Annotated in this window: 25 protein-coding genes, 1 tRNA gene and 1 pseudogene; 13 read left to right on the top strand and 14 right to left on the bottom strand. The window is 62.4% G+C overall.

The genetic code is table 11. The features are described 5' to 3' along the window. Nucleotides 1–435, top strand: a pseudogene (locus tag VF436_RS04805) (hypothetical protein); the annotation flags it as partial. Nucleotides 436–637: 202 nt separating this feature from the next. On the opposite strand, the gene VF436_RS04800 reads toward VF436_RS04805, so the two are convergent. After that, the gene (locus tag VF436_RS04800) at nucleotides 638–1324 is read right to left on the bottom strand and encodes a fumarylacetoacetate hydrolase family protein (protein ID WP_330902856.1); all 687 of its coding nucleotides are present in this window, start codon (nucleotides 1322–1324) and stop codon (nucleotides 638–640) included. A gap of 217 nt (nucleotides 1325–1541) precedes the next feature. Here VF436_RS04800 and VF436_RS04795 point away from each other — a divergent pair, with 217 nt between their 5' ends. Genes VF436_RS04795 through VF436_RS04780 form a run of 4 tightly spaced genes read left to right on the top strand, consistent with a single transcriptional unit; the run spans nucleotide 1542 to nucleotide 5998 of the window. Beyond that, nucleotides 1542–2780 carry an efflux RND transporter periplasmic adaptor subunit gene (locus VF436_RS04795; RefSeq protein WP_330902855.1) on the top strand — a complete coding sequence of 413 codons (1239 nt, stop codon included), beginning with the start codon at nucleotides 1542–1544 and terminating at the stop codon, nucleotides 2778–2780. 31 nt (nucleotides 2781–2811) lie between these two features. After that, nucleotides 2812–3498 (top strand): ABC transporter ATP-binding protein, encoded by a 687-nt coding sequence (locus VF436_RS04790; protein WP_330902854.1) that lies wholly within the window; start codon nucleotides 2812–2814, stop codon nucleotides 3496–3498. A gap of 10 nt (nucleotides 3499–3508) precedes the next feature. Further along, complete coding sequence (locus tag VF436_RS04785) at nucleotides 3509–4672, top strand: ABC transporter permease (RefSeq protein WP_330902853.1); 1164 nt, start codon at nucleotides 3509–3511, stop codon at nucleotides 4670–4672. Nucleotides 4673–4681: 9 nt separating this feature from the next. Continuing rightward, a complete protein-coding gene (locus VF436_RS04780) occupies nucleotides 4682–5998 on the top strand; it encodes an ABC transporter permease (RefSeq protein WP_330902852.1) in 1317 nt (438 codons plus the stop codon). 52 nt (nucleotides 5999–6050) lie between these two features. Here VF436_RS04780 and VF436_RS04775 read toward each other — a convergent pair whose 3' ends face one another. Beyond that, nucleotides 6051–7631 carry a methyl-accepting chemotaxis protein gene (locus VF436_RS04775; protein WP_330902850.1) on the bottom strand — a complete coding sequence of 527 codons (1581 nt, stop codon included), beginning with the start codon at nucleotides 7629–7631 and terminating at the stop codon, nucleotides 6051–6053. Nucleotides 7632–7761: 130 nt separating this feature from the next. On the opposite strand from VF436_RS04775, the gene VF436_RS04770 reads away from it, so the two are divergent. Further along, a complete protein-coding gene (locus VF436_RS04770; protein ID WP_330902849.1) occupies nucleotides 7762–8895 on the top strand; it encodes an alpha/beta hydrolase in 1134 nt (377 codons plus the stop codon). Here the strand turns inward: VF436_RS04770 and VF436_RS04765 are convergent. The 4 genes from VF436_RS04765 to VF436_RS04750 form a co-directional block, all read right to left on the bottom strand. Further along, nucleotides 8798–10207, bottom strand: a complete 1410-nt coding sequence (locus VF436_RS04765; RefSeq protein ID WP_330902848.1) for a short-chain fatty acid transporter — start codon at nucleotides 10205–10207, stop codon at nucleotides 8798–8800. The genes VF436_RS04770 and VF436_RS04765 overlap by 98 nt on opposite strands. A gap of 202 nt (nucleotides 10208–10409) precedes the next feature. Further along, a complete protein-coding gene (gene yedA / locus VF436_RS04760) occupies nucleotides 10410–11333 on the bottom strand; it encodes a drug/metabolite exporter YedA (RefSeq protein ID WP_330902847.1) in 924 nt (307 codons plus the stop codon). Between the two features lie 265 nt (nucleotides 11334–11598). After that, nucleotides 11599–12456 carry a methylated-DNA--[protein]-cysteine S-methyltransferase gene (locus VF436_RS04755; protein WP_330902846.1) on the bottom strand — a complete coding sequence of 286 codons (858 nt, stop codon included), beginning with the start codon at nucleotides 12454–12456 and terminating at the stop codon, nucleotides 11599–11601. Between the two features lie 69 nt (nucleotides 12457–12525). After that, nucleotides 12526–12822, bottom strand: a complete 297-nt coding sequence (locus VF436_RS04750; protein WP_330902845.1) for a hypothetical protein — start codon at nucleotides 12820–12822, stop codon at nucleotides 12526–12528. 76 nt (nucleotides 12823–12898) lie between these two features. On the opposite strand from VF436_RS04750, the gene VF436_RS04745 reads away from it, so the two are divergent. After that, nucleotides 12899–13252, top strand: a complete 354-nt coding sequence (locus tag VF436_RS04745; RefSeq protein WP_330902844.1) for a Rieske (2Fe-2S) protein — start codon at nucleotides 12899–12901, stop codon at nucleotides 13250–13252. Nucleotides 13253–13418: 166 nt separating this feature from the next. Here VF436_RS04745 and VF436_RS04740 read toward each other — a convergent pair whose 3' ends face one another. The 5 genes from VF436_RS04740 to VF436_RS04720 all read right to left on the bottom strand — a co-directional run bounded on the left by VF436_RS04740 (nucleotide 13419) and on the right by VF436_RS04720 (nucleotide 19860). Further along, nucleotides 13419–15236: an SLC13 family permease gene (locus VF436_RS04740; RefSeq protein ID WP_330902857.1), complete on the bottom strand. Its 1818-nt coding sequence runs from the start codon at nucleotides 15234–15236 to the stop codon at nucleotides 13419–13421. A 253-nt stretch (nucleotides 15237–15489) separates the two neighbouring features. Then, on the bottom strand, nucleotides 15490–16185 hold the full coding sequence (trmB, locus tag VF436_RS04735) for a tRNA (guanosine(46)-N7)-methyltransferase TrmB (protein WP_330902843.1): 696 nt from the start codon (nucleotides 16183–16185) through the stop codon (nucleotides 15490–15492). A 183-nt stretch (nucleotides 16186–16368) separates the two neighbouring features. Next, nucleotides 16369–17169, bottom strand: coding sequence for a thiazole synthase (locus tag VF436_RS04730; protein WP_330902842.1), 801 nt, complete (start codon nucleotides 17167–17169; stop codon nucleotides 16369–16371). Nucleotides 17170–17243: 74 nt separating this feature from the next. Next, entirely contained in the window at nucleotides 17244–17444 is a 201-nt protein-coding gene (thiS, locus tag VF436_RS04725; RefSeq protein WP_330902841.1) for a sulfur carrier protein ThiS, read from the bottom strand. A gap of 109 nt (nucleotides 17445–17553) precedes the next feature. After that, nucleotides 17554–19860, bottom strand: coding sequence for a DUF6600 domain-containing protein (locus VF436_RS04720; RefSeq protein WP_330902840.1), 2307 nt, complete (start codon nucleotides 19858–19860; stop codon nucleotides 17554–17556). A gap of 196 nt (nucleotides 19861–20056) precedes the next feature. On the opposite strand from VF436_RS04720, the gene VF436_RS04715 reads away from it, so the two are divergent. The 4 genes from VF436_RS04715 (at nucleotide 20057) to VF436_RS04700 (ending at nucleotide 21496) form a co-directional block, all read left to right on the top strand. Continuing rightward, nucleotides 20057–20130, top strand: a tRNA-Gly gene (locus VF436_RS04715). A gap of 104 nt (nucleotides 20131–20234) precedes the next feature. Further along, nucleotides 20235–20522 carry a DUF6538 domain-containing protein gene (locus VF436_RS04710; RefSeq protein ID WP_330902839.1) on the top strand — a complete coding sequence of 96 codons (288 nt, stop codon included), beginning with the start codon at nucleotides 20235–20237 and terminating at the stop codon, nucleotides 20520–20522. Continuing rightward, the gene (locus VF436_RS04705; RefSeq protein ID WP_330902858.1) at nucleotides 20437–20721 is read left to right on the top strand and encodes a hypothetical protein; all 285 of its coding nucleotides are present in this window, start codon (nucleotides 20437–20439) and stop codon (nucleotides 20719–20721) included. Before VF436_RS04710 ends, VF436_RS04705 begins: the two co-directional genes overlap by 86 nt. Then, nucleotides 20678–21496, top strand: coding sequence for a site-specific integrase (locus VF436_RS04700; protein WP_330902838.1), 819 nt, complete (start codon nucleotides 20678–20680; stop codon nucleotides 21494–21496). The genes VF436_RS04705 and VF436_RS04700 overlap by 44 nt, the downstream gene beginning before the upstream one ends. A gap of 9 nt (nucleotides 21497–21505) precedes the next feature. Here the strand turns inward: VF436_RS04700 and VF436_RS04695 are convergent. The 3 genes from VF436_RS04695 to VF436_RS04685 form a co-directional block, all read right to left on the bottom strand. Beyond that, a protein-coding gene (locus tag VF436_RS04695) for an IS3 family transposase (RefSeq protein ID WP_414649811.1) occupies nucleotides 21506–22581 on the bottom strand; the annotation gives its coding sequence in 2 pieces (ribosomal slippage) (nucleotides 21506–22323 and nucleotides 22323–22581; 1077 coding nt in all). A gap of 305 nt (nucleotides 22582–22886) precedes the next feature. Continuing rightward, entirely contained in the window at nucleotides 22887–23417 is a 531-nt protein-coding gene (locus VF436_RS04690; protein WP_330902836.1) for a hypothetical protein, read from the bottom strand. Then, the gene (locus VF436_RS04685; protein ID WP_330902835.1) at nucleotides 23414–23707 is read right to left on the bottom strand and encodes a hypothetical protein; all 294 of its coding nucleotides are present in this window, start codon (nucleotides 23705–23707) and stop codon (nucleotides 23414–23416) included. Before VF436_RS04685 ends, VF436_RS04690 begins: the two co-directional genes overlap by 4 nt. Before the next feature lie 497 nt (nucleotides 23708–24204). Between VF436_RS04685 and VF436_RS04680 the strand changes: the two genes are divergently transcribed. Next, nucleotides 24205–25512, top strand: coding sequence for a MobA/MobL family protein (locus VF436_RS04680; protein WP_330902834.1), 1308 nt, complete (start codon nucleotides 24205–24207; stop codon nucleotides 25510–25512). Between the two features lie 153 nt (nucleotides 25513–25665). Continuing rightward, nucleotides 25666–26958, top strand: a 1293-nt coding sequence (locus tag VF436_RS04675; protein ID WP_330902833.1) for a hypothetical protein, incomplete at its 3' end; no start/stop codon positions are given.

Here is a 26958-nt window from a genome sequence, read left to right as displayed (position 1 = left end):
AGCTGGGGCAATGGAACGCACACGGCGTTCCTGATCTATCTACTGGCTGAAGCCTTCGGTGTTCCCACGCATTACAAACCCGTCAAGCCATTGCTTCCGGCCTACCAGTCCTTGTTGGAAGCCTGGCGTTCGACTGACGAAACAGTCTTTCAGGAAGCCATGCTTCCAGCTATTGATTTTCATATCAGTCGTAGCAAGCACGCGACAGAGCGGAACAACTACGAATTTGATCATTACTTTGACCGCATCTATCCCGCCGAACTGCTCGCGGTCCAGGCCTTGCGCCGCCGCGACGGCCTGCCTGAATTCCAGACAGGTCATCTGCTGGTCGATACGCCGTGGTCGATCATCCGCGACGCCGAGCCCGTCGAGCCGCATCCGGTCTTCGTCGCTGTCCAGGACCGCATGCGCCAGGACTATCCCGGGTTCGTGTAAAAGCGTCGTCTGGGAAACTCTAAAAAACCCCTGCCTATCCGTCCTCCCGGCGTAGGCCGGGACCCCGAGTCCTGGTTTTGACGGACCCAAAGGCGCGAGATGTCGATATTCGTCGGATGACCTCTTCGATGCGAGGTTTTTTAGCGGTCGCCTTCGGCTGTGGTTTGGAGGTTTTAGCCCCCATCTGCGACTGAATCGCAGGTCAGGTCACCGTGCCTTCCAGGGAAACCACGCCCTCCAGTTCGGCGTGAAAACGATCGCCGCGTTGCAGGGCAGCCACGCCGGCGGGGGTGCCGGTGAAGATCAGGTCGCCGGCCTTGAGTTCGAACAGGCGCGATAGCGCGGCGATGATCTCCGGCACGGTGTGCACCATCTCACCCAGTGGGGCCTGCTGGCGCATGGTGTCGTTCACGCGCAGGCTGATGCGTGTCTGCTCGTTCACCTGACACTGGCTCGCCGGTACCAGGGCCGAGATGGGTGCCGAATGGTCGAAACCTTTGGCAACGTCCCAGGGATGGCTCTTGGCCTTGGCGATGGCTTGCAAGTCGCGGCGGGTCAAGTCCAGGCCGATGGCGTATCCCCAGACCAGCGCGGCGGCTTTGTCTACCGGGATGTCGCTACCGCCTGCACCCAGCGCAATGACCATTTCCACTTCGTGGTGCAGATCGGCAGTGGCTTGCGGGTAAGGCACGTCGGCGCCATCGCTTACCAGTGCGTCGGTTGGCTTGCAGAAGAATATCGGCGTTTCCTTGTCGACCGTCGCACCCATTTCCCGGGCATGGTCGGCGTAGTTGCGCCCGATGCAGAACACGCGCCGGACAGGAAAACGTTGATCGCTGCCATTGATCGGCAGGCTAACGACGGGGCTGGGTGCGATGGCGTAATTCATGGTCGGCGAGGTTAGCAGTTTTCCGGCCTGCCGGCCGTGCAAATCAGCTATGCACCTGGCTGATGTCCGGCCGCTGCCTCCCGGCTGGCCGAGTGACAGCTGTCACCGGCGATGGCTGATGGGCGGCAATGCTGCCCGGCGGCCCGGATGGTCATGCTGTGCTCATCGTGCCATCCGCGCAACGCAGGTGGCCTTCGGGACACGATGGGGAAACAACGTGAGTCAAGCGGACCTGCTCAAAGAATTGCGGATCGACCGTAGTCAGCGCGAGGCACATCGGTCGGGGCCTCCTTCCTGGCTGTGGTGGCTGCTTAGTGCCCTGGTCATGCTTGCGCTGGTGGCCGTGGGAGCGTGGTTCGCGCTCAGCCAGCGCAGCGTGGATGTGCAGACTGCCCAGGCGGTATCGCCCGCCAGCAACCCCGGGGCCGGTGCGGTACTGCAGGCCACCGGCTATATCACGGCCAGGCGTCAGGCCACGGTGTCGGCGCAGATTACCGGCACCTTGACCGAGGTGTTGATCGAGGAGGGTGATCATGTAAAGAAGGGACAGATCCTGGCCCGTCTCGATGACAGCGCATACAAGGCCAGTCTCATGGCCACACAGGCGCAAGCGGCAGCATCGCACGCGCTGGTCAGCCAATTGCAGGCCCAGGCGGCGCAAAGCGAGCGCGATGCCAGTCGCTTGGAGGCGCTGGTTGCACGTGGGCTGGTATCGCGCCAGGACGCCGAGCAGGCACGGACTCAGGTCGACAGTCAGCGCGCGCAACTGGCGTCCCAGCAGCGCCAGGCCAAGGCGGCCGATGCCCAGGTCAGCGTGGCCGAGGTGAACTTCGATTACACCGTGGTGCGCGCACCGTTCGATGGCGTGATTACGACCAAGGACGCTCAAGTGGGCGAAATCATTTCGCCACTCTCCGCTGGCGGTGGTTTCACCCGTACCGGTGTCGGCACCATCGTGGACATGGGCTCGCTCGAGGTGGACGTGGATGTCAATGAAGCCTATATCGGTCGCGTCAAGGCCGGTATGCCGGCTGAAGCCATCCTCGATGCGTATCCCGACTGGAAAATTCCGGCCCATGTCATCGCCATCGTGCCGGCGGCCGATCGCGGCAAGGCCACGGTGAAGGTTCGCGTGGCGTTTGAAGGCCGTGACGACCGCATCGTGCCGGATATGGGCGTACGCGTGAATTTCCTCGAACAGGCGACAAAGACCACCGTGGTTCCGCAGGGTGTGCTGGTACCGGCGACCGCCATTGTCCAGCGCGACGGCCGCAGCGTGGTGTTCGTGCTCAGCGGTGATCGGGTGCATCGGCGCGAGGTGAATCCCGCTGCACAGGCTTATGGCGACATGCGGCTGGTGCCGGCATCACTGCAGTCAGGCGACACCATCGTGATTTCACCGCCAGATGATTTACAGGACGGCGCGCGCGCGACAGACGCCAAGACGCGCCATTGATTGCATCGATGTATTCCCGGGAGTCCTATCCATGACGACGTTGATCGAAATTCGCGACCTTTCCAAGGTCTACGAGCGCGGCAAGCAGAAAGTCGAGGTGTTGCACCACATCAACCTGGATGTTGCCCAAGGAGATTTCCTGGCCCTGATGGGGCCTTCCGGCTCGGGCAAGACCACTTTGCTCAACCTCATGGGTGGCTTGGACAACCCTAGTGGCGGCAGCATCAAGGTGGGCGGCGAGAGCATTGGCGCGCTGGGGTCGGCGGCACTGGCACGCTGGCGTGCGGCCAACGTGGGATTTGTCTTCCAGTTCTACAACCTGATGCCGATGCTGAGCGCACAGCGCAACGTGGAACTGCCCCTGCTGTTGACTCGACTTTCCGCGACACAACGGCGCCGTAATGCCGAGATCGCCTTGCAGCTGGTGGGCCTGAGCGAACGCGGTTCGCACAAGCCGAACGAGCTCTCCGGCGGTCAGCAACAGCGCGTCGCCATCGCACGCGCGATTGTTTCCGACCCGACCTTGCTGGTTTGCGATGAACCGACTGGTGACCTCGACCGCCAGTCCGCCGAAGACGTGCTGGGTCTGCTGCGCCAGCTCAATCGCGAGCACGGCAAGACCATCGTCATGGTGACGCATGACCCCAAGGCTGCCGAGTATGCCAATCACACCTTGCATCTGGACAAGGGCACGCTGGTCGAAGCGACTTCGGTATGAGGAACCCACGATGAAATACCTTCATCTCATCTGGGCGGCGCTATTCCGGCGCAAGACCCGCACCATCCTGACGCTGGTATCCATCGTGGCGGCGTTTCTGTTGTTTGGCATGCTCGATGCCGTGCGCAGCGGTTTCGATCAGGCGGGGCAAAGTGCGAACGGCGCGCAACGCTTGCGCGTAGGCTCCAAACTGTCATTCATTCAACCCTTGCCGCAAGGCCTGGGCGGCCAGATCGGACAGGTGCCCGGCGTGGCTTCGGTGGCCTATGCCAACTGGTTCGGAGGCGCTTATCAGGACCCACATAACCAGGTCTTCAGTTTCGCCGTGAGCGACAATTACCTGGATGAATATCCGGATGTCGAAGTCAACGCGCAGGCACGCAAGCAATTTGACGCAACGCGTACCGGTGTCATTGTCGGCGAACAACTGGCCAAGCGCTTTGGCTGGAAGGTCGGCGACCAGGTGCCGCTGCAATCGACCATCTTTCCGCAGCGCGATGGCAGCAAGAACTGGAAGTTCGACGTGGTCGGCGTGATGCATGCCAAGGACAAGAGTGCGGCCTGGTATGACCAGGTTGTGTTGATGCACTGGAAGTATTTCGACGACAGCACGCCTTACAACCACGGATCGGTCGGCTGGTACGTGGTACGTGTGGGCGATGTGAACCAGGCCGACCATATCGCCAGGAGCATCGATGCGCTCTCGGCCAATTCCGACCATGAAACGCGCACGCAGACCGAGCAGGCCGCCAGCGCCGCGTGGCTCAAGCAACTGGCCGATATCGGCTTGATTGTCGGTTCCATCATGGGCGCTGTGTTCTTCACTCTGGTGTTGTTGTCGGGTAACACCATGATGCAGGCAGTGCGCGAGCGCACGAGCGAGCTCGCGGTGATGAAGACCATAGGTTTCTCCAGCCGGTCGGTGCTGGCCCTGGTGTTGTCCGAATCCGTGCTGTTGTTGCTGCTTGGTGGCGTGGTGGGCCTGGTTCTGGCGACATTCGCGGTCGGCGGCATGCAGGCAGCGATGGGAGGCGGTGTGCCGATGTCCAGCGTGGGTGCACCTATCTGGACGCGTGGCGTGCTGCTCATGGTCGCCATTGGTTTGCTGGTCGGCTTGTTGCCTGCGTGGCGGGCGATGCGCCTGAACATTGTCGATGCCCTGGCCGGCCGTTGAGGAGTCGCCATGAAATTCTTGCGTAATCTTGGATTGATTGTCCTGCTGTTGGTCTGCCTGATCTTGTGGATCGCCTTGCCGTGGCCCGTGCTGGTGGCGGTGGCGGTATTGTTTGCCCTGTTGATCGTGCTCACGCGGCGCGGAAGGCAGGCATTGTCGGTGACGGCGGTGGGCCTGAGCACCTTGCGCGAACGGCTGGGGTCATCGGCGGTAATCGTTATCGGTATCGCCGGCGTGGTCGGCGTGCTCGTGGCCTTGCTGGCCATGGCCGAGGGTTACTCGCAAACGCTCGCTCGAACCGGCAGTGACGACACGGCCATCGTGATGCGTGGCGCTTCGGCCAGCGAGGTGATGTCGGTGCTCGAGCGCGATAGCGTGGTGGTGATTCCCCAGGCGCCGGGCATTGCCAAGGACGCGCATGGTCGTCCGCTGGCTTCGCCGGAAATCGTGGTCGCGGCCGATCTGCCGCTGCGCCATGGCCACGATGGGGAGGAAGGAAGCGTGCAACTGCGTGGCGTCGGTGATGAAGCCTGGGCAGTGCGCCCGGAGGTTAAAATCGTCGAGGGTCGCACGTTCAAGCCCGGCATGCGCGAATTGCTGGTTGGCCGCGGTGCGCAGCGCCAGTTCGCCGGCCTGGAGCCAGGCAAGGAGCTCAAGCTGGGCAACCAGAGCTGGACGGTCGTGGGCGTGTTTTCGGCGGACAACGCGCTGGATTCGGAAATCTGGGCCGATGCCGATGTCGTAGCCGATATGTATCGTCGCGGCGGCAGCCGCACGGCGGTGACGGTAAGGCTGACCGATGCCCGGGCCTTCGATACGTTCAAATCCGCGTTGGAAGCCGATCCGCGCCTGAAGGTCGATACAAGCACCACCCTGGATTACTTCTCCAAACAATCGGAGCAGATGACCAGGATTCTGCGCGTGATCGGTCTGGTGGTGGGCGGCATCATGGCGATCGGTGCGATCTTCGGCGCGCTCAACACGATGTTTGCCGCGGTCGCGGCGCGTGCGCGGGAGATCGCCACATTGCGCGCCATAGGCTTCGGCGGCTTGCCGGTGGTGATTGCCATTCTGTTGGAAACCATGTTGCTGGCGCTGATCGGCGGGGTAGCAGGTGGAGCGATCGCATGGCTGGTGTTCAACGGCTATACGGCCTCGACCCTGGCCAGTGGCACGACTGGGCAGCTCAGTTTTGCGCTGAAGGTTTCGCCGACGCTGCTCTGGCAGGGCTTGAAGTGGGCGCTGGCCATCGGTTTTATCGGTGGCCTGTTTCCCGCGGCGCGCGCGGCCCGGTTGCCGGTGACCACGGCGCTGCGTGAGCTCTGAGCCGGTCGTATGTCACACCTTGCGCCGCGATATCGCTGCGCAAGGTGTGTTTTCAGGCAGCGCGGTCGAGGCGGAAGAATGCCACGCTTTCCACCAGCGAACGCGCGCGTACCTGCACCGCATCGGCCGCGGCGGCCGCCTCTTCCACGAGCGCCGCATTGCTCTGCGTGACTTCATCCATTTGCCGTACGGCGTGATTGACCTGCTGTACGCCATGCGACTGATCCGCGCTCTGCGAAGCAATATGACCCACCGTCGCTGCCACATGAGTGACATTGTCCAGCAACTGGGTGACCAGATCGCCGGCTTGCCTCATGACGTGCTGGCTTTCATCGATGATGTTGCCGGTTTCCTCGACCAGCTTGCGGATGTCACCCGAAGCCTGCTTGGAATGCGTGGCCAGTTCGCGCACTTCGGCCGCCACCACGTTGAAGCCCTGGCTGGCCTGGCCGGCACGTGCCGCCTCCACGGCCGCGTTCAAGGACAAGATGTGCGTCTGCATGGCGATCGCGTCGATGGTCTGGGTGATCTGCGCGATGCGCTGCGAAGCATCATGCACGCGGCCCATCATGGCTTGCGCCTCACGCATCGAGGCGTGCGTCTGGCGCGCCTGCAACGTAGCCGATTCGGCCAGTTGGCTGGCCTCACGCGCACCCACCGCATTGGTGCTTGCGCTATGCGCGAACTGTTGCATCGAGGCGGCCGTTTCCTGCAAGGCGGCGGCCTGTTCGTTCGTACGCGAGGACAGGTCCATATTGCCCGAAGCAATCTGGCGTGTTGACGAGGATATTTCGCTCGATCCATCGCGGATGGCCGCTACCACCCGTCGCAGCTGACCGTTCATGTCCTTGAGCGCGCCCAGCAGCATGCCCGTCTCATCGCGTGTTACATGAGTGATTTCGGTACTCAAATCCCCGTCGGCCACGGCCTTGGCGACCTTGACCGCGCGGTGGATCGGCACGGTGATGCTTCGTGCCAACGCCCAGGTGATGCATCCGCCGCTGAGCAGGGCACACAACAGCACGGCCAGCAGGAAGAAGCTTGCCCGGCGATAGGCCTGGGCGCTGGCCGCATCGATACGTTGCGAGGTGGCCGACATGTCGTGCTTCATGCCCGCGACCAGTCCGTCGATGGCATCGGTAGGCGCGCGATCCATGCCCTTGACCTGGGTATCGACGCGATGCGCGCTACCTGGGTCCTTGCTGTCGTAAAGCGCCAGGGCCGCCAGATAGCGATCATCGAGCGTCGCTTGCGTGGCCAGGGCCGCGTCCACGCCCTGGGTAGAAGTACCGAGCGCCTGCATCTGCGCTTTCAGGCGCGCAAGGTCGCTCGCCACCGTCGCAGCCTCTTGCGTAAAGGCAGACTTGTACTTGGCGAACATGGCCGGATCACCGCCGCGCAGCAGCAGGTCTTTCCATTCTTGCACCTGTTTCTTGAAATCGACCTGGGCTACGCGGGCGGTATCCATCGCCTGTGCGTAGGCAGCCGATTCCTGCGCCGAGCGTATTTCCAACTGATGGATGTCGCGCAAGCCGTGCCATCCGCCCACGCCCACGACTACCGTGGCGACGAGCAGCAGCCCGCCAAGGATCGCAAGCCGTGCCGCAATCGGCAGGTTCTGGATGCTTTTCATGGAGTGTCTGCCAATGATGAAACCGGTGCCCCGGCCACCATGACTATCGGCAGGGTGGCCAAGCGCCTTGAGCGGCTCCGGTGCAGGTATTCAGGCGCTATGATGGGCCGGGGATTCCTGGGGAAAAGCGATGCGCCGGATGCGATGGGCATGGATGGTCCTGTGGGTGCTGCTCAGCCAGGGGTGCACGTCGTATATCGCGGGCAAGATCGTTCGGCCCGAGCCGGATCCGTTCTTCGCCAACATGGGCGATGTCTTGCAGCCGGCCGGGTTTGCCCGGGATACCGCGGTAACCGCGCAGCAAGTGCATCTTTCCTATTGGATCGCCTCGCCCCACGACTATCGTTTCGAAGGTCGTTTCGATGAGGATCCCAGGCATCCCGTGCTCCATTACCAGCTCAGCCAGCCGGCCTCGGCGTCGCATGCCTTGCCGGTGCGCGGCAGTGTGGTGTTGCTCCATCCGATCGGTGAAAGCGGCATGACCATGGGGGACTGGGGCATACGTTTTGCCGCCAGCGGCTATACCGTTGTCATGCCGGACCTGCGCAGCCACGGCCAGTCCGATCCAGCGCCGCTGGGCTTCGGTGCGCGCGAGGCGGTCGACATCGCCGATCTCGTCGCGCAATTGCGTCGAGCCGGACGCCTGCCTGATCCGCTGTATTTGCTTGGTGTGTCTTATGGCGGCAGCGTGGCTCTGTATGCAGCGCATGACGTGCCTGATGTGCGGGCCGTCGTGGCGCTGGAACCGTTCGGCAACGTCGCAAAGACCATCGAGCGCGCACCCGGGACAGGCTTGTTCGGGCATCCCTGGCTGGTGCGCTGGATCGCCACGCCCTCGCGTATGCGCAAGGCTACTGCGCTGGCCGGCAGGCGGCTGGGCTTGAATCTCGATGCCATCGACACGGGTGATGCCGTATCGCGGTTGCGCGTGTGTGCGTTGCTGATGCGTGGCCAGGCCGACACCCTGGTCGAGGCCGCAGACGTTCAAGCCATGCGGCAACGCTCAGCCTATGCGCAGTTGCGCCAGGTCGATGGCGAAAGCCACATCTGGCTACCGATACGCACCGATCGCCTGTTCGCTCCCGTGCTGGCGTGGATGCAGGCAGCGCGGCCGGGCGAAGCGTCCAGTTGCCCGGCCGCGCCAGCCATCGCGCCCTTGTCGACGGTTACGGCATCACCGGCGGCACATACGACAGTGTCTGGCCCAGCAGCCACAGCAAGCCCAGCACCAGCGGCAAGTGCACCAGCAACTGCACGAAGGTGAAACCCACCACGTCGCGCGCTTTCAGGCCCAGCACGCCCAGCAGGGGCAACATCCAGAACGGATTGATCAGGTTGGGTAGCGCTTCGGCCGCGTTGTAGACCTGCACGGCCCAGCCCAGGTGCACGTGCAAGTCGTTGGCCGCCTGCATGACATAGGGCGCTTCGACCAGCCATTTGCCGCCGCCCGACGGCACGAAGAAACCCAGCACCGCCGAATAGGCGCCCATCACCAGGGTGAAGGTCTGTGTGGATGCCACGTGCACGAAGACATCGGACAGGCGATGCGCGAGCGTCACGCCTCCCGCGCCCTCGGCGTGCGTAAGCAACTGCGCGATACCGCCATACAGCGGGAACTGGATCAGCACGCCCGCCGTGCTTGGCACTGCGCGCGACACCGCGTTGAGAAAACTGCGCGGGCGCCAGTGCAGCAACAGGCCCAGCGTGAGAAACAGGAAGTTGTACGTGTTGAGGTTGGCGATGGCCACCACCGCCGGCTTGCTGGCGAATTCGTGCGCCAGCCAACCCAGGCCAATCAAACCGATCAACAGCGACAGCAACGGGCTGTACTCCAGCCATTCGCCGGGACGGCTGCGCGGCGGCAAGATCGGCGTGGCCGATTCGTCGACTCCGAAATCGCGCGCGGTGCGCGCGTTCTCCTGCGACGGGGCCGTGAACCAGCAGATCAACAAGGAAACCGCGATCAGCGCGGCGGTCAGCGCGACCGACTGCCACAGGAAAATCGTCTGGCTGAAAGGCAAGACGCCGGTGATCTTCAACAAGCCCGGCGGCATGCTGGCCGGATTGGCCTGCAACTGCGCGGCCGACGAGGAGAGGCCCATCGCCCATACCGCACCGAGCCCCAGGTACGCTGCCGCGCCAGCGGCGCGATAATCCATGCGCAGATCCTCGCGACGGGCCAGGGCGCGCACCAGCAGACCACCGAAAACCAGCGAAAAACCCCAGGAAAGCAACGAGGCGAGCATGCTCACCAGGCCGACGTAGCACACGGCGCTACGTCCGCTGCGCGGCACGCGCGCCAGCAGGTCGATGAAGCGCGCGACGATCGGCGCGGTTGCCACCACGTAGCCACCGATCACGACAAACGCCATCTGCATGGTGAAGGGGATCAGGCTCCAGAAACCGTCGCCAAAAGCGCTGACGGTGGCCACCGGCGTGGCGCCGAAGGCCATCACGGCGATGGCAACGATCAGCACACCGAGTGCGGCGAAGATCCAGGCGTCGGGAAACCAGCGCTCCGACCACGCCGCGCAACGCAATGCCGCGCGCGCCAGTACGCCCTCATGGTTTTTCATGCGATCCCCAGGAATGTCCGTTTTGGCTCATCCGGCCCATGGTCGCCAGCCGGCGCACGCGGGACAAGGCGACCAAGGTCTAGGGCTTGTCTGCTGGAATGTCCGCGCAAACAGGCGCTTAAGGGTACCCCGATGCATGCCGCGCACGGTGGATCGGGGTTCTTTCCGGCGTGCCGCCGCACGAGGTGTGGCGAGCACGTATTCAGCGTGGTCGCCGCCGAGTACGGGCCAGCGTGATGGTCGCCACGCCAGCCAGGATGATGCCCATGCCTGCCACATCCAGCAGCCGCACATGCTCGTTGGCCAGCAAGGCACCGAACAGGACAGCAACCGGCGGATTGACGTAGGCATAGCTGCTAGCCACCGCCGGTCGGGCATGGCGCAACAGATAAAGATAGGCGCTGAAGGCGATCAGCGAACCGAAGACCACCAGGTAAGCCAGGGCAAGCGTCGCGTGCACGGTGGGGTGCGATGGCAGGTGTTCGCCCGTGACCGCACCGGTCACCAGCAGCGCAACGCTGGCGCACAGCATCTGCACAGCGGTGTTCATCGGGCCGCTGGGCATATCCTGCTTGCGGCTCCAGGCTGAGCCGAACGCCCAGCTCATCGAGGCGATGATCAGCACCAGTGCGCCGGTCGGCGAACCGGAAAGACTGCCGCCCAGGTTGAGCACGATCACACCCAGGAAACCCACGACCAGGCCGATGATTTCCGGCCGCGACGGCCACTCGCCATACATGCCGGCAAATAACGCGACGAACAGCGGAACACAGGCCACGGCGACAGCGGCGATGCCCGAGCTGACGTGCTCTTCGGCAAAGCAGACCAGGCCATTGCCCATGCCCAGCAACAGTACGCCGGTGATGCCGGCATTGCGCCACTGGCGAAGCGACGGCAGCGCCGTGCCACGCAGCTTGAGAAAACCAAACAGCAACGTGCTTGCGACCAGGAAACGGATGCCGGCCATCAGGAAGGGGGGATAGCTCTCCAGCGCGAAGCGGATGCCCAGGTACGTCGAGCCCCAGATGACGTAAAGCGCGAACAGCGCCATGGGGAGCAGCACGGTGGGCCGATACAACGCAGCCGCCATGCCGCGACCGGAAGAAGTCGAAGCCGAATCATTCATTGCCTGGGTGCCCTGGGCGCGGTGGGGTATCGCGCGAGTGCTTAGTTTATATGCAGGAGTTGGCTCATGTGTGCCGCCAAAGGTGGAGTTGGGCGCTGCTTCTATTGGCGGGGCGCGGCAGGGGCGAGGGGGGAGTAGTGAGGGCGCGGCGATGTGGTTTACGGTGCGTGTGCAGGCGGCGGAAGATGCCCGGCACCTTGCCATGCTTACGGCAAGGTCGCGTGCTTGCGCACTCGTAGCTCACTACTCGTGTCTCGTCTCTGGCTCAACCAGCGCGACGTTGCTCGTGCGCGAGCAAATCCCGCTTGCGATCCACACCCCATCGCCAGCCACCCAGGCTGCCGTCTTCGCGCACGATGCGGTGACACGGCACGATCAGCGCCAGGCGGTTACTGCCGCAGGCGCGGCCGATGGCGCGGGCGCCGCCCGGCAGGCCCAGCTCGCGGGCCAGTTCGCCATAGCTCTTGGTCTGGCCTTCGGGGATGCGGGTCAGGGCTTCCCATACGCGCCACTGGAAGGCCGTGGCCGCGACGTCCAGCGGCGGCAATGCCGGTGCCGCCTCATGGCGCCAGCCCAGCTCGTTGGCGATACGCGCGATCACCGCGTCGAGCCATTCCTCGCGTCCGGCGTCGACACGCTCGCGCGAAGCCTGAGGAAATTCGTCGGCCAGGCGCTGCTGAAGTTCTTCGTCCGTGCCGCCAAGCGTCACCGAACAGATACCGCGCGAGGTCGTGGCGACCAGTAATTGCCCCAGCGGCGTGGTCGTGGTGGTGTAACGGATATCCGCGCCTGCACCGCCCGCGCGATAACTGGCGGGCGTCATGCCGAACAGGCGATCGCTATGCTCGTAGACGCGGCTCCCCGAGCCGAACCCCGCTTCGTAGACCGCGTCGGTCACGCTGGCACCTTCGCGCAGCGAGGCCTTGAGCTGATTGAAGCGCCGGGCACGATGGTATTCGGCGGGACTGACGCCGTAGCGACGCCGGAAAGCACGTTGCAGATACGTCGGACTCAGGCTGACCGCGCCGGCCAGGGTTTGCAGGCTGGGTGCTTCCTCGGCGCGCTCGATCAGGTGACGGGCGCGTTCCAGGGCTTGATCGGTCTGGGCTTGTCGAGCGGTCATGGCAGGGCTCTCTGGCGATTGTCGCCAGATTAGATGCCGTGCCAGACGGCTGCCATCCGGATATTGTCTTCAGCGTGCGGCGTGGCGCGTCTCGTGCAGCACGACAAATTCGCCTTCCAGCACTTCCGGGCGATGCGTGCCGTGGCTTGCCGATGCGGCAGGCGCACCGCTGCGCTGGCGGGTCGACTGGCGCAGTGCAAACACGATGGCACCGCCCACCAGCAGTACGCAGGCAACCACGAGGCCGAACACCAGCATCGCCCCAACCAGGGCAACGGCCACGATCAACGACAATGCGCGCAGCAGCGGATGACGCGGGCGGCGCGACAGGTTGAAAACCGGGTTCAGGCGCGTAAAGAACGGCATGTTAAAAATCCGTATGGTAAAATCAACGACTTACGTGCGTAACGATGGGGCTTTAAGGCCCGAGAGGCAAGTGCCGATGGATAGAGTGACCCCCGGGCAGGCGTTGTGCCGGCTCGACGACATCCCCGCCAACGAGGCCATCGCTGTGGATGCCACGATCGACGGCGAGCTCGATAGCCTGATTCTTACGCGCCAGGGCGAGAGCGTGAGGGCCTATTTCAACATATGCCCCCATGCCGGCCGGCGTCTGGACTGGGCGCCGGGCAAATTCCTCATGAAGGACGGCCTGCTGATTTGTGCCGCGCACGGCGCGAGTTTCCAGGCCGTCGACGGCTTCTGCATCGGTGGCCCCTGTCGCGGCGCAAGCCTGCGGGCTGTACCGGTGGAAGTCACTGAAGGTGCGGTGGTGCTTGCGCGCCAAGGCGCTTAAGGAGATGGGAGCCGTGTAGCGTGGCGCAAGCCCGTCGGGTCTGCATGGATGCGTGCCGCTTCTTGGCAGTCAGGCAGGTTGGCGACGAGGTAAGGCATTGCGCTACGGCACCGGCCTCCCATCTCCCATGACGGGCCAGTCGCCACCCGGGCGACGTCTGTGCGCATCAACGGAACATCAAATTGATCGCCACCAGGGTGATCACCAGCACCACCAGGGTCAGCGGCGCGCCTACGCGCAGGAAATCCTTGCCTTTGTAGCCGCCGGGGCCGGCGACCATCATCAGCGCGGGGTGGCCTGAGCTGAGCAGGAAGGTATTGGATGACGAAACGGCGACGATAAGCGCATACGCCGAGGGGTTGCCGCCGGTCGCCACCGCCACGCTGATCGCGATAGGCACCATCATCACCGTGGCACCGACGTTGGACATCACTTGCGAGAACAGCAGCGTCAGGATCGCAATCGACAGCTGCAAGACCCAGAACTGCGCGTGTCCCAGATGTTGCAGCACCTCCTGTGCCAGCCAGGCGGCGGTGCCGGTGGCATCCATCGACCAGCCCAGTGGAATCAGGCACGCGGTGACGAAGATCGTCTTCCAGTTGATCGCCTTGTACGCCTCGTCCATGTTCAGCACGCCCGTCAGCAGCATGCCGATCGCGCCCGTCATCATGGCGACGGAAAGATCGAGGTTGGTGAACAGCGCCAGGCACTTGGCCAGCACAAAGAAGCCCACGGCCTGCCAGATCTTGCCGGGACGCTGCTCTTCCTTGGGAATATCGGTGACCACCACCAGGTCGCGGTCTTCCGAGGCCAGCGCCAGGTCACGCCAGCTCGAATGCAGCACCAGGCTGTCACCGGCCCGCAGGCTCACGCTACGCAGGTCGTCGCGAAACACCTGGTCGCCGCGATTGACCGCCAGCACCGACACGCCATAGCGCTTGCGCAGGCGCAGTTCACCGACAGTTTGCTTGATGAAGCGCGAGCTGGGCGGGATGACCGCCTCGGAAATGCCCGCGCGCGTCGGGTTGAACAGCTCGCCCAACTGACGCATGCGTGGCGACACGCGGCAAAGCTGGTTGTTGGCGAACTGGTTGACCTGATCGCGCGGCCCCAGCACACCCAGCACCGAGCCCACCCAGATCACGTGGTCGGCCGGGGGCGCCATGCGCGACTCCGGACCGCTCTTGATCGCCAGGATCAACGGCGCGCCGTGCAGTTGTTCCACCTCGCCGATGCTCATGCCGACCAGCGGACTTTCGGCTGTCACGGTCAGCTCGGCCGTTTCACCGATGATGCCGTACGTATCGGCGAAGTAGCTTTCGGTACGACCGGGCGTCACCTTCAAACGTTCGTCTTCGCGCTCGGGCAACAGCTTGCGTGTGAACAAGTAGAAGAACAGCACGCCGACCACTGCCAGCACCAGGCCCACCGGCGTCACACTGAACAGGCCAAATTTGGGGATCGTATGCGCACCGGCCGGGAGGTTGGCATTGGCGCTGGCGATCAGGTCGTTCAGCACGATCAGCGGCGAGTTGGCGATCAGCGTGGTGTTGGTGGCCGTCAGGATGCAGAACGCCATTGGCAGCAGCAGGCGCGAGATCGGCACGCCCGTTCGGGCGGCCAGACGGCTGGTGACCGGAATCATCAAGGCAGCCAGCGCCTGGCTGGGAATCACCGCGCTGAACAGGCTGGTGACCATGTTGACCACAAGGCCCAGGCGCGACTCCACGCCACGCGCCATGCGCATGACGAAATTGGCCGTCAAGGCAAGCACGCCGGCGCGATCCAGACCCGCGCCCATGATCATGATGGCGATGATGGCAATGACCGCGTTACCGGCAAAGCCGTTGAATACGCGATCGGATGGAATCAGCCCGGTGAGGCCGATGACCACCACCACCAGCAGGGCAACCATGTCGGCGCGGATCCACTCCAGCACCAGCATCAGCATGGTGAAGCCCACCAGCCCGAGCACCAGGATCATTTCGGGGGTGAGCGACAGACCCACTAGCGAGCGCCTCTGCGCGGTGGTCGGTCGATGACGAGGTGTCTGTGCACGTAAATGCCCCGCGTGGCGATGCGTCCCTGGTGATCGGGAAGTATAAGCGGGGTTTTGTTGCCGCTGGTGAATCGGGGCCGTATCGGAGGGACGTGAGGAACTGACCGCATGAAGGGCCTGGAGCCCGTCACTCGCTGTGATTGGCGGGCATTTCCTGCCGATCCCTCACTCCTGACGCCTAATCCTTGATGCGATAAAGCAGATCCCACACCCCATGACCCAACTTCAAGCCGCGTCGCTCGAAGTGTGTTTCGATACGCCAATCGGGTTTTTCGGCGTACTGGCCGGGGCCGACATCGTTGCGCCAGTGCGGTGCCGCCTCCATCACCTCAAGCATGTGCTCGGCATAGGGTTGCCAGTCGGTGGCCAGGTGCAATTGCCCGCCGCGGGCCATGCGTGACGCCACCAGGGCGACGAAATCGGGCTGGATGATGCGACGCTTGTTGTGGCGCTTCTTGTGCCAGGGGTCAGGAAACCAGATGCGCACCTGGCTGAGCGTGCCGGGTGCGATCTCATGTTCGAGCACCTCGACCGCATCGTGCTTGTACAGGCGCACATTGCTGGCATGGCGCGCGGCAAGCGCATTCATCAGTCGACCCACACCCGGGCCATGCACCTCGACACCAAGGAAATCGCGCCCCAGGTCATGTTCGCTGGCCCAGGCCAGCGCCTCGCCATTGCCAAAGCCGATTTCCATCACCAGCGGTGCGGTGCGTGCGAAACGTGCGGAGAAATCCTGGGTCTTGCCGGAGTAATCGATGCCGTAGCGCGCCCAGTGCTCGTCAAACGCCCGCTGCTGCGCCGGCGTCATGCGGCCCTCGCGCAATACAAAACTGCGGATACGGCGCAGGTGGTTGGCGTTTTCTTCGGTCATGAAAGCATTCCAGCAGACAGCAAAAGCTAAGGCGACAGGGTGACTCAGGTTGCCAGCATCCGGCGCTGACCAGGCGTTGGTAGCCGGAGGCATCGTCGCGCCCCCGCCACTGCGATCCATCCCCGGCCGTCGCCCTGGAAAGGCCGCTGCACGATGCACCGGCCAGCCAATGAACCGGGCGGTTTACCCGATTACTCCATCGATGGGACTGGACGCCGAGGCAAAACGCTTGCGCGGAATACGACCCGCCTTGAAGGCGGCACGGCCGGCCTCGATGGCCAGCTTCATGGCGTGGGCCATCAACACCGGGTCTTTGGCGCCAGCGATGGCGGTATTCATCAGCACGCCGTCGCAACCCAGCTCCATCGCGATCGCGGCATCGGACGCCGTGCCCACGCCTGCGTCCACGATCACCGGCACCTTGGCGTTTTCGATGATCTCAAGCAGGTTGTAGCGATTCTGGATGCCCAGGCCCGAACCGATCGGCGCGGCCAGCGGCATCACCGCCACGCAACCGATTTGCTCCAGGCGCCTGGCGAGAATGGGATCGTCGGTGGTGTACACCATCACGTCGAAACCATCGGCTACCAGCGTTTCGGCGGCCTTGAGGGTCTCGATGACATCGGGGTAGAGCGTGCGTTCATCGCCGAGCACTTCCAGCTTGACCAGCTTGTGGCCGTCCAGCAGCTCGCGCGCGAGCTTGCAGGTGCGCACCGCGTCGGCAGCGGTGTAGCAGCCGGCGGTGTTGGGAAGCAGGGTGAACTCGCTCGGCGGCAACGCATCGAGCAGATTGGGCTGGCTGGCATCCTGTCCCACGTTCACGCGACGAATCGCCACGGTGACGATTTCCGCGCCCGCAGCCTGCGAGGCGCGACGGGTCTCGTCGAAATCCTTGTATTTGCCGGTGCCGGTCAGCAGGCGCGAGCCATAGCTTTTGCCAGCAATGATCAGGGGATCGACGGTATCGAAAGTCTTGGTATTCATGGGCGGGGAAACATCCGGGTAACGGACGGCCGGCCTGCGCCGGTCACCTTGGGCGTTGAGTTGGGAATCGTCGATCAGCCGCCGCCGATGGCGTGAACGATCTCGACCTGATCGCCTTCGCCCAGCGCATAACGAATGTGCATGCTGCGCGGAACGATTTCGCGATTGACCTCGACCGCAACGCGGCGGTCGCCGTAACCGGCTTCCTGCAGCAACTGGGCGACGGTGATTCCTTGGGCGCAGTCGCGTGGACTGCCATTGAGCACGATTTGCATCCGCCGATTGTAGCCCTTCGACGCGTCGGCGGCACGAGAACATGCCGTCACATGCCAAGCGCCCCCGGCCATCGGCCGAGGGCGCTTGGTGGCTCATTACCCGGCGCGATCAGCGATCCTTGGTGTTGCGCCCCTCGTTGCGCCCTTCGTTGCGAGGCTCGGGGCGCCCCTGTGGCCCAGGATGCGGCTGCTCGTGCTGTTGTTGCGGTGCAGGAGTCTGCCAGCCGCCGCCACGTTGCGGAGGTTCGAAGTTGCGCTGTGGCATCGGCTGTTGCTGTGGCATCGGGCGCGGCGCCTCGAAGCTCGGTCGCGGCCGGTTGTCGTCACGTTCAAAACGCTGCTGCGGCACCTGGCGGTTTTCGAAGGCCGGTTCCTGGCGCTGCTGCGGCATCTCCTGCTGTTGGGGCGCACCGCGATAGAACTGCGGCGGGCTGGGCAGATTGCGCGACTGGCCCTGGTTCATCTCGCGGGCCCGATCTTCCTGCGCGTTGGTCATGAAGCTGGCGCCCGGGCGCGGCATGTTGTTGCCATTTTCCGGCTCGATGCGGTTTCGCCAGCCCGTGCGCTCCCCCGGTTGCGGGGCGTTGGCTGCTGGTTGATGCACAAAGCGCGAGGAAGGCAGCTCGCCCTGGCGCAGTTGCGGCTGGCTGGGCAGGGTGCCGTTACTTGGTGCCTGGCCATTGAACGCAGGGCCGCGAGGCACCGGCGGCTGTGTGCCAGCAGGGGCAGTCCCGGCATTGCGTGACGCGGGTGGGAGATTGCCCGGATACCAGTGCGACGCGCTTTGCGGTGCTCCGGAGGTCGGGCCATGGCCGTCGAGCACGCGTACGTTACCGAACTGCGGGCGGCCCGGCTGTCCAGGCTGTCCGGGCATGACGGCATGGCTCACCGGCCCCTGGTGCAGCATGCTCGCCGAGGGAGCGGTGCGCGCAACCACCTGTCGATTGAACCCGCCGGCCGGCAAGGTGCGCGCCTGGGGGCCACGCGCCTGCGCAAAGCTGGCCGTCGTGGGCCGGATTCCCAGCCCATGGTTCATGATCGGCGTGTTGCCGAACTGGCGTGCGTCGCCGTTGAATAAATTCTGTCGCACGTTGCGAGCCGACGCGAAGTTTTGCGCCGACATCGCGCTGAAGGCATGCGGTGCGTCGCGGTTGACGAAGTGCTGGTTCGGGAACGGTTGACCGCGATGGAAGTAATCGTAGTGATGGTTGATGCGATCCATCAGCGCCGCGCGTTCGAGCCCGCGTTCGCGGATGTTGGTGAAGTTCACACGGCTGTAATAACCACGGCTGGCGCGATACCAGGGGTTATAGACCTCGCCCGGGCCCAGGGGAAACCAGCCCACCGGCCGACCGGCATGCACGCCGCCCACGAAGGCAACCAGGGCCGGCGCATAGATGGGGTGGCGCACGATCGGGCCGGGAATCCAGCCCCAATGGCCGCGCAGGCAAATCCAGCGGCCATAGTGATACGGCGCAAAGCCCCAGGGCAGGTCATCCACCCAGGTCCAGCCCCAGGGGCCGACATAGGCCCAGTGGCCGGCGCGATAGGGCGCCCAGCCAGCATCGACCTGGGTCGGGTACCACACCTGCCCATAATCAGGATCGCTTTGCCAGTCGCCGTACTGGTCCAGGTCGGACGCGCCGACCACTTCTTCGGAGACATACTGGCGCGTGACCGACTGCGCCACGCGCTGGTCGCGTTCGGCCGCCCAGTTATCGAACTCGTCACCGCCACCCAGGGCGCTTATCGCGACATGATTGAGCGCCGAGTCGTTGAACTCGTAGCGGCTGCCCTGATCAATGTCGCGTTGCGCGCCATCCTGTCCATACACCACCGCCTGGCCATTGAAATCGGTCACGCGCGTGGATTTGCCATCGCTGCTGATATCCACGCGAAACGTGCCCGGCTCATCGATCACCAGTGCCACGGTCGGCGTATCCACCTCATAGCTTTCGCCTTCACCCAACTGGCGCACCGCGACATTCAACGTGCCCTGGGTCAGCTCGACCTGGGTCATCTGGTCGTTGAGTGTGAGAAACCCGAAATCAGTGTTCTGCGCGATACGCAAGGCACCGCCATCCAGTTGCAGCTCGGCACGCGCGCCGGCGCTGCTGGACAAGCGATCGCCCGTGGTCAGCGGCCGATTGACGGTGACGGAAGCCCAATCCTTCTCGCCAGCAGGCAGAAACCCGACATCGCCAGCCAGATAAGAAAGGCGTGCCACGCGCGAAGGCGGGTCGCCGGCATCACTGGCATCCCCTGCGGCGGCATCGACATTGGCCGGATCGACATCCGCCGACGTCGACTGCGCATGGGCGCCAATACACAAGCCAAACAATAACGTAGCGAGCAGCGTACGCCATCCGGCGCCGGAAACTGGATGCACCACAAAGGACTCCCAAGACCTGAGCATGCCGATTCTCCTTGATTCGCCCGTAGCAAAACGCTTCGCAGGCATCGGACGATGACCGCATCATGCGCGACCTGCCACCCGTCATGCAGCGGCCGTCAAGCTTGCGTGAGGCGCGGGTTCAGCGAGAACTTGCCTGCGATTCATCCTTGCCCCGTTCCCAAGTCCCGCCCGCCCGGTTACCATCACGTGACCAAATGCGGGTGTAGCTCAATGGTAGAGCTGTAGCTTCCCAAGCTACTGACGAGGGTTCGATTCCCTTCACCCGCTCCAGCTAGCGCCATCTTTGCGCTAAGTGCTCTTTCTGCAACGTGTTTTTCGACTGACGCAGCGAACCTGAAACGCCCTCCCGAGGTATCGTTTTAGGTATCGTTTTTGTGCCAAAGCCCCTCCTGCTCCATCGTCCTGCTGGCCTGTATGTGCGCTTTCGCGTGCCGACCGACCTGCGTGAACGAGTCGGCTCTCGGTTTCTTGTGCGCCCCCTCCGGCAAGCTCCCGGAGAGGCGGCCCGACTCGCCGCGGCCCTGCTGGATATGGCACTCTCCAACGCATTCAGGGGCATGCGACAGGGAGGGGGGCGTGGTCGATATCGACAAGCTGCCCAAAGACGCGGAGAACGCGTTTCAACTCGCCATCGGCGGGGTGCGATTGCCCAACGGTGCTGAGCTGACCAATGTCCTCATCAACACGCCTGAGGACGAAAGGCAGTTCAACGCTCTGATGGCCGCAGCGACGCCATCCAACACGATGCAGAAGGCCCGCGCAACGCCCAGTCCTGAGCGCAAGGTGCACCATCGCGAAGACTTTTTTTGGGCACCAGGTGGAAGTGCATCTCGCCGACCTCGAGCGGGGCGGCCGAGATAAAAAGACCCTCATGGAGAGCCGCCACACGTTGGCGCTGTTCCAGGGCATCGTCGGCAACCGCCTCGTCGCCGAACTCAACGCTGACGATTGCCGCACGTTCTTCGATGCCGTGGTCCACTGGCATCGGCACGCCACAAAACGGCCCGAGTTTGCAGGGCTAAACGTGCGCGAGACCATCGCGAAAGCCAAGGCGATGGGAGAGCCGCCGCCAGCGGCGGCAACGCTGAAAAAACACCGACAACGCCTGAGCACGTTCATCAACTGGGCCAGGCGCAACAAGCTCATCGCCGACAACCCGTTGCATGGGCTGGTCCGGCAAAAGAAAGACGTGACGCAGGACGACACCGGGCGACCGTTCACGCAAGACGAGCTGAACGCCATCTTTGAACCGAGCGCATTCTCTGCGTGGTCAAAGGGCAGCGCGCATCGCTACTGGGTGCCTATTCTCGCTTTGTATTCCGGCGCGCGCGTCACGGAGTTGATCCAACTCTATGTGGCGGACGTCGAAGCAGTGCAGTGCATTCCAGGCTTCCACATCAACAAGCGATTCCCCGGCCAAAAGCTGAAGAACGCAGGGTCTCGGCGATTCGTGCCATTGGCGCAACCGGTGCTTGACTGCGGGTTTCTCGCGTTCGTCGAGGCACTGAAAGCGAAGGGCCAGGAGCGATTGTTTCCCGAGTTGCCCAATAACGACGGGTTGGGATTTGGCCGTCAGATGACCAAGCAGTTCGGCGCCTACCGACGTCCCCCCGCTTTCAGTAGCGGTGCAATTTAGAGTCCGGGGTTACTTTAACTGCTCGGCGTAGGCGGCGGGTGTCAGCCCGCCCAACGCCTTCTTTGGCCGCTCCTCGTTGTATTCCCTGCGCCAGGTTTCGATCTCGGTGCGTGCGTGAAGCAGACTCGGGAACCAGTGTTCATTGAGGCACTCGTCGCGCAAGCGGCCGTTGAACGATTCGATGTAGGCGTTCTGGTTCGGCTTGCCGGGTTCGATCAGGCGCAGCTGCACGCCACGCTCGTGGGCCCAGGTCACCATTGCCTTGCCGCAGAACTCTTTGCCGTTGTCGCTGCGGATCACCTTCGGAAGGCCACGGGTGAGCGCCAGGCGATCCAGCACGCGCGTCACACCCATGCCGGAGATCGCGCGTTCGACCTCGATGACGACGGCCTCGTGGGTGGCGTCGTCGACAACCGTCAGGCACTTGATGACGCGGCCCTCCGCGGTGCGATCGAAGACAAAGTCCATCGACCATACCTCGTTGGGGGCCATGGGGCGGAACAATGGCTGCCGTTCGCCTTCGGGCACCTTCTTGCGCTTGCGCCGACGCACCTGCAGCTTCGCGTCCTGATACAGCCGCTCCACGCGCTTGTAGTTCACGAGCATTCCTTCTTGCCTAAGCTTGAGGTAGATCATGCCGACGCCGTAGCGTTTGTGTCGCTGCGCTAAGGCTACGATCCGTTGTCGAAGTTCGACATTACGGTCCGCACACGGTGCGTAACGCAGGGCACTGGCACTCATGCGCAGCACCGTCAACGCGCGGCGCTCGCTGAGTCCTTGGCTCATCATCTCCCGCACCAGCAACCGTCGCGCCGGTGCGGTCACCACTTTTTTCGCAATGCCTCGCGGGTGATCTCATTCTCCAGCATGGACTCGGCCAGGAGCTTCTTCAGTCGGGCGTTCTCTGCCTCCAACTCCTTAAGCCGCCTGGCCTCGGGCACCGTCATGCCGCCGAACTTGCTGCGCCACAGGTAGTACGAGGCTTCGCTGAAGCCGTGCTTGCGACACAACTCCTTGACCGCCACGCCGGCCTCCGCCTCACGCAGGAAGCGGATAATCTGTTCTTCGGTAAAACGCTTCTTCACGTCCAATCTCCGTCGGTTGAGGGATTGGATTCCAAATCGTTGCGCTACTCAAAATCGGGGGGCGTCGCCACCTCACATGCTCTTTGTCCCGAAATCGCGCCTTCTATTGCTGAGAGGATGAAAGTAATAATCAAGGCAAGGTTGCTGGTGCCTGCAGGAGTTTGGTTTGGTGGCCATAACTGGCTATGACGTATAGGAGGTGCGTAGATATCCGTGTCGTCGCAGCCGTCTAAAGCGCTCTGACGGAGCTGCCGCACAAGCGAACAGCGTCACCCTTGACGTTGCGTACGTCAGTCGCTGCTTCGTTAGCTGCTTACTCTCTTATGCTCCTTATCGTAGTAACGCACCATTGAGGTAAATCGAGTCAACGGGGGCGCGAACTTCTCTTTGTTAGCCTCGATGTACGTCGCAATATCTTGATGGTAGGTTTGAACAAAATCGGTGGGGTCGACTTGTTTGTTGAAGTACTTCCTGCATCCATCCTCGTAGGCGTTGAGCAGCCGTTCGATGATGCTTTCAAAGGCTTGTCGCTTTAGCGTCAACTCTGCGACCTCATCCGCGGTCGGATTAAGTTTGGCGACGAGTGGGGCCAACTGCATCGATGCAGTTTCCACTTGCGCTTTGGCTGCATCAACATTGCTCTTAATCGTCTCTAGGGCGGAGGCTCGCGATTGGCGCCTTGCGTTGACCTGGGACCATATGCTGATAGCCGCGCTTGCGACGCCGATGGCAAGCGATACGATAATTGGCGCCCACGTCGGATGATTTTCACCCTCAAGTCTGGCGATCCGGACCGATAACTCTTGCAGCTGTTGGGCGGTTGTGGGGTCGATCATTTGGCAGCCACTCCCTGGCGAAGCAGGGCGATGAGCTTCACCAGTTCCGAAGAATCCTCCGATTCCGCAGCGAAGTTGAGGTCCGTTCCTGGAATTTTGAAGGTCGACAATAGGATGACTTCGATCTCAGCCACAAGATGTTGTTTAGTCACCGCCGACAATGGATTGCCAGATTCTACGTAGGTGATTCGTTCGATGCGTCGAAGCACCTCTGAAGCTGCGCCTGGGTCGAACCGGTTTAGTATCAGGTAGTCGGCGTATTCTTTTGCCAGGGAATTGATCGTTGCCACGTTTTGTCCTTAGTTTTGTGATTTTCTATTCTTAGCGCCACGTTTTGACGACGGTGACCCGAACGACGAAACAGTGTTGAACACTCGCATGCACTGCTTCTGAGAGACAAGCCTCTTTCTGTTGCCGCTTTAACTGGCTAGAGGGTGAAGGTGGGGGCGGTACTGGCGGCGCCGCCGAAGGTGGACGCATTCAGGGTTTGGCGTGTCTATTGAGGACGACATCTAAGCCAAAGTAAAGCAACGGCGCGTCTCAGAGTTGGTGCCCAACTCGCCGCTCAGAGCCAAGCCAAAGTCCAGGCCTAGAGCCGCCAACGCCTGAGCGTTGCCCAAAGCATTTCTTTTTTTATGTGTGCCCTAACATGTCAAGGAAGCTTGACATGTCAGGATTTGTTGCTTTGATGGATGAGGGGGCGGGCACGGTGCCCCCTCGCAACGAAGTCCGGGCATGACGCCCAGCCTGGCCGAGGTCGGCCAGGTCATTGAACAAGGAGCTGTTCATGACCCACGCCCGCCCTCATCTGACGACCCATGGCCGCGCCAAAGGCCATAGCGCGCTGGCGGGTGTGGCGTATCGCCTCGGCCTTCGCCTTTACGACAAGCGCACGGACACGTGGCACGACTACCGCCGCCGAATCCTGGGAGAGGAAATCGTGGCCGCGTTCACCCTCGCGCCAGAGGGCGCGCCTGCATGGGCGACGGACCCTGCGAAAGTCTGGGAGGCGGTCGAGTCAGCGGAGTTACGCAAAGATTCGCAAGTGGCCCATGATTTTCGCATTCCCGTGCCATTCGGGCTGAGTGACGAGCAGGCGGAGGCGATGGCGCGCGCGATGGCACAGCGCATCGTTTCGACCTGGGGCACCGTGGTCTCGGTGGGCGTGCACCGTGATTCACCCGTTGACGTGCTGGGTCAGCCGAAGCCGTTTGGCAAGCAAGGCTTTCATGCCCATCTTTACTTTCCGACGCGCGCCCTGGCCTTGGATGCCAGTGCCGTGCGCGACGCAGATGGCGAAGGGCAGGGTGGGTCAGACGGCTGGGGCTTCGGCGAAAAGCTTCATGCGTTTTCGAAAAAGAAGGCCGCTGCGATGGTCATCACCAAGTTAAACGCCCAGTGGGCCGCACTGGCGAACGCGCATGTGGCAACCATCGGTGGCATTCCGGATTTCACGCACCTGAGTTACAAGCGCTTGGGTCTCGATAAGGTGCCCCAGTTGCGGCTTGGCCTCGGCGCGACCGCGTTGGAGCGCAAGGGTATCGCAACGAACAAGGGAGACATGCTGCGCGCAGCGGCTGGTCACGAACTGGCATCCACGGGTGCTCCAGGACCGAATGCCTTGCCGCCTCCTCTGGCGGCTCCGACGCCTGCGTCTACACCTGTCCCCAAGGCATCGGTTTCCATAGCGCCCCCGACGGCCGCCCCTCGCGATTGGTTGCACTCGGCTGACCCTATCGTATTGCGCGCTCCTGCGGCGACTCCCCAGGCACCGAGCAACTTGGCCGGGCGCTTTCTAGCTGAACTCGATGCCAAGCCAGAACTCCCGCAGCCGAATGCAGAGCAGCGGAGTCGCTTGGTGGAATGGCTCCAGCGCATCGAGAAAGCACTGCGCTCGCTGGCCGCCCTGGCGTTGCGTCTGGCTGACCTGCGCGAACGCTGGCAGCGCGACGACATGGCCCGCGCCACTTTTCTCGCGGAGGGCGACGACCGCCGCCGACAACGCACCGATGCGCGCGAAGCGGTCAATGCGGGGCTCGCAGTCTCTCTACACGCTACTCCGGGTGCTACTAAACGATATGTTTTTCGGCAGTAGTTGCAGCTAATTAGTCGATAATGCAGGATAATCATAGGCTTGTGTTGCAAGGCCCTGTTTCATGGGATGCTACCCGTGTATGCATACTGCCTGTACCATTGAGCAATTGCGTTAGTTCTATGTAACTTCAGGCAAGGGGGCTCAGGGAAGAAGGTGACGGAAATCGAGCGTAAGATTAGGCAGAGAGAGGTCGGTGACGATTATCTCGAAACCCTGGCTAATTCTTTGACGGTGGACCAACTACGAACTGCCCTGGCACTGCTACTGGGCAGCCAGGCTCCGTCCGTGAGAACTCGTGCGGAGGCGATGGATGCCATCCTGTCGTCCGGCAGGCTGGTCGAAGACGTTGTTCCACTGTTGCAGAGCATCGAAGCAAAGTCCCCCATGCGCCACAACGTACTGACAAGGTACGTGCAGAATGAGCCCATCCTCGCGCTCAAGAACTATGGTCCGGTCGGTCGTACTGACGGAAAGGTGCAATTTCGTTTTGCTTGGCGCGGCGTTTCTGACGATGCCGAGATTTTTCTCTTCGAGCACTCGGTGGAGGTCGCCGAATGGAAACTTGTTGACGACGAGACTAAGCGGCTCGAAATAAAGCACTTACGCCATCCCGTCGTCGTCCGCATTTACCCCTCAACTGGTGCTGCGCTGTTCTGCTATCCAGGGTTCACTCAAGGCGCTGCGACTGGAGCAGGACACAAGCTCGCATACGAAGAAGTTGTCGAATCGTTGATTCTTGCACTTGCTACGCACTGCGAGATTCGTGTGAGTGCTTTTGCGACTGAGCGGGCAATAGGCATTTTGCAAGAGGGGGTGAGTCCTCGCGTCCGAATAGTTCGAACAGATATTGATGCTAGTTCCGGTCGAGTCAGTCTCGCATCCGAAGAGAAATCGTCTGTCGATGTATTGCTTGCGGAATTTCTAGCGCCGCATCTTTCAGAAAAATTAAATGTTGAACTGGGTAAAGCTATTTCTAAAGCTGTTCGTGAGGCGCCGACTACCGCGCTTGTCGCGTATTGGAACGATGAGCGAGTCTTCACGCGTGTTCGATTTTGGCCTATCGGTGCGGAATTCCTTTTCGTATGGCATGAGACTCCTTCTTCATACCAAGCTATCCATAGCATTGTTGCTCTGATTGTTGGACTAGCGAAAGAGGTGGTAGAGACTGGAGGTCGAGATTCGCTGGAGAAGATTCAATCTCTTCGCAGCGGTGAAATTGTCTCGCTTGCTAGTTTTGTCGGTAACAACGGCGGAGACCGCGATGCTGCGAAACGTACGCTTCTTGAAGCGGTTAGGGCAGGGTTCTTGACTCCGGTTTACCGATTGAAAAAACCAGGACTCTTCCTTGATAGCCCGAATGAGTGGCAGGCTGATGTAACCATGCTTCGACGAGTTTTTTGGCACGAGGACGGAACCTTCGTGGACGGGTCTCGTCCTGAAGAAATC

Source organism: Dyella sp., from assembly GCF_036384435.1.
Taxonomy (GTDB): domain Bacteria; phylum Pseudomonadota; class Gammaproteobacteria; order Xanthomonadales; family Rhodanobacteraceae; genus GSA-30.
The sequence above is the reverse complement of the archived record's forward strand: the minus strand, read 5'-3'. Positions and strand labels throughout refer to the sequence as shown.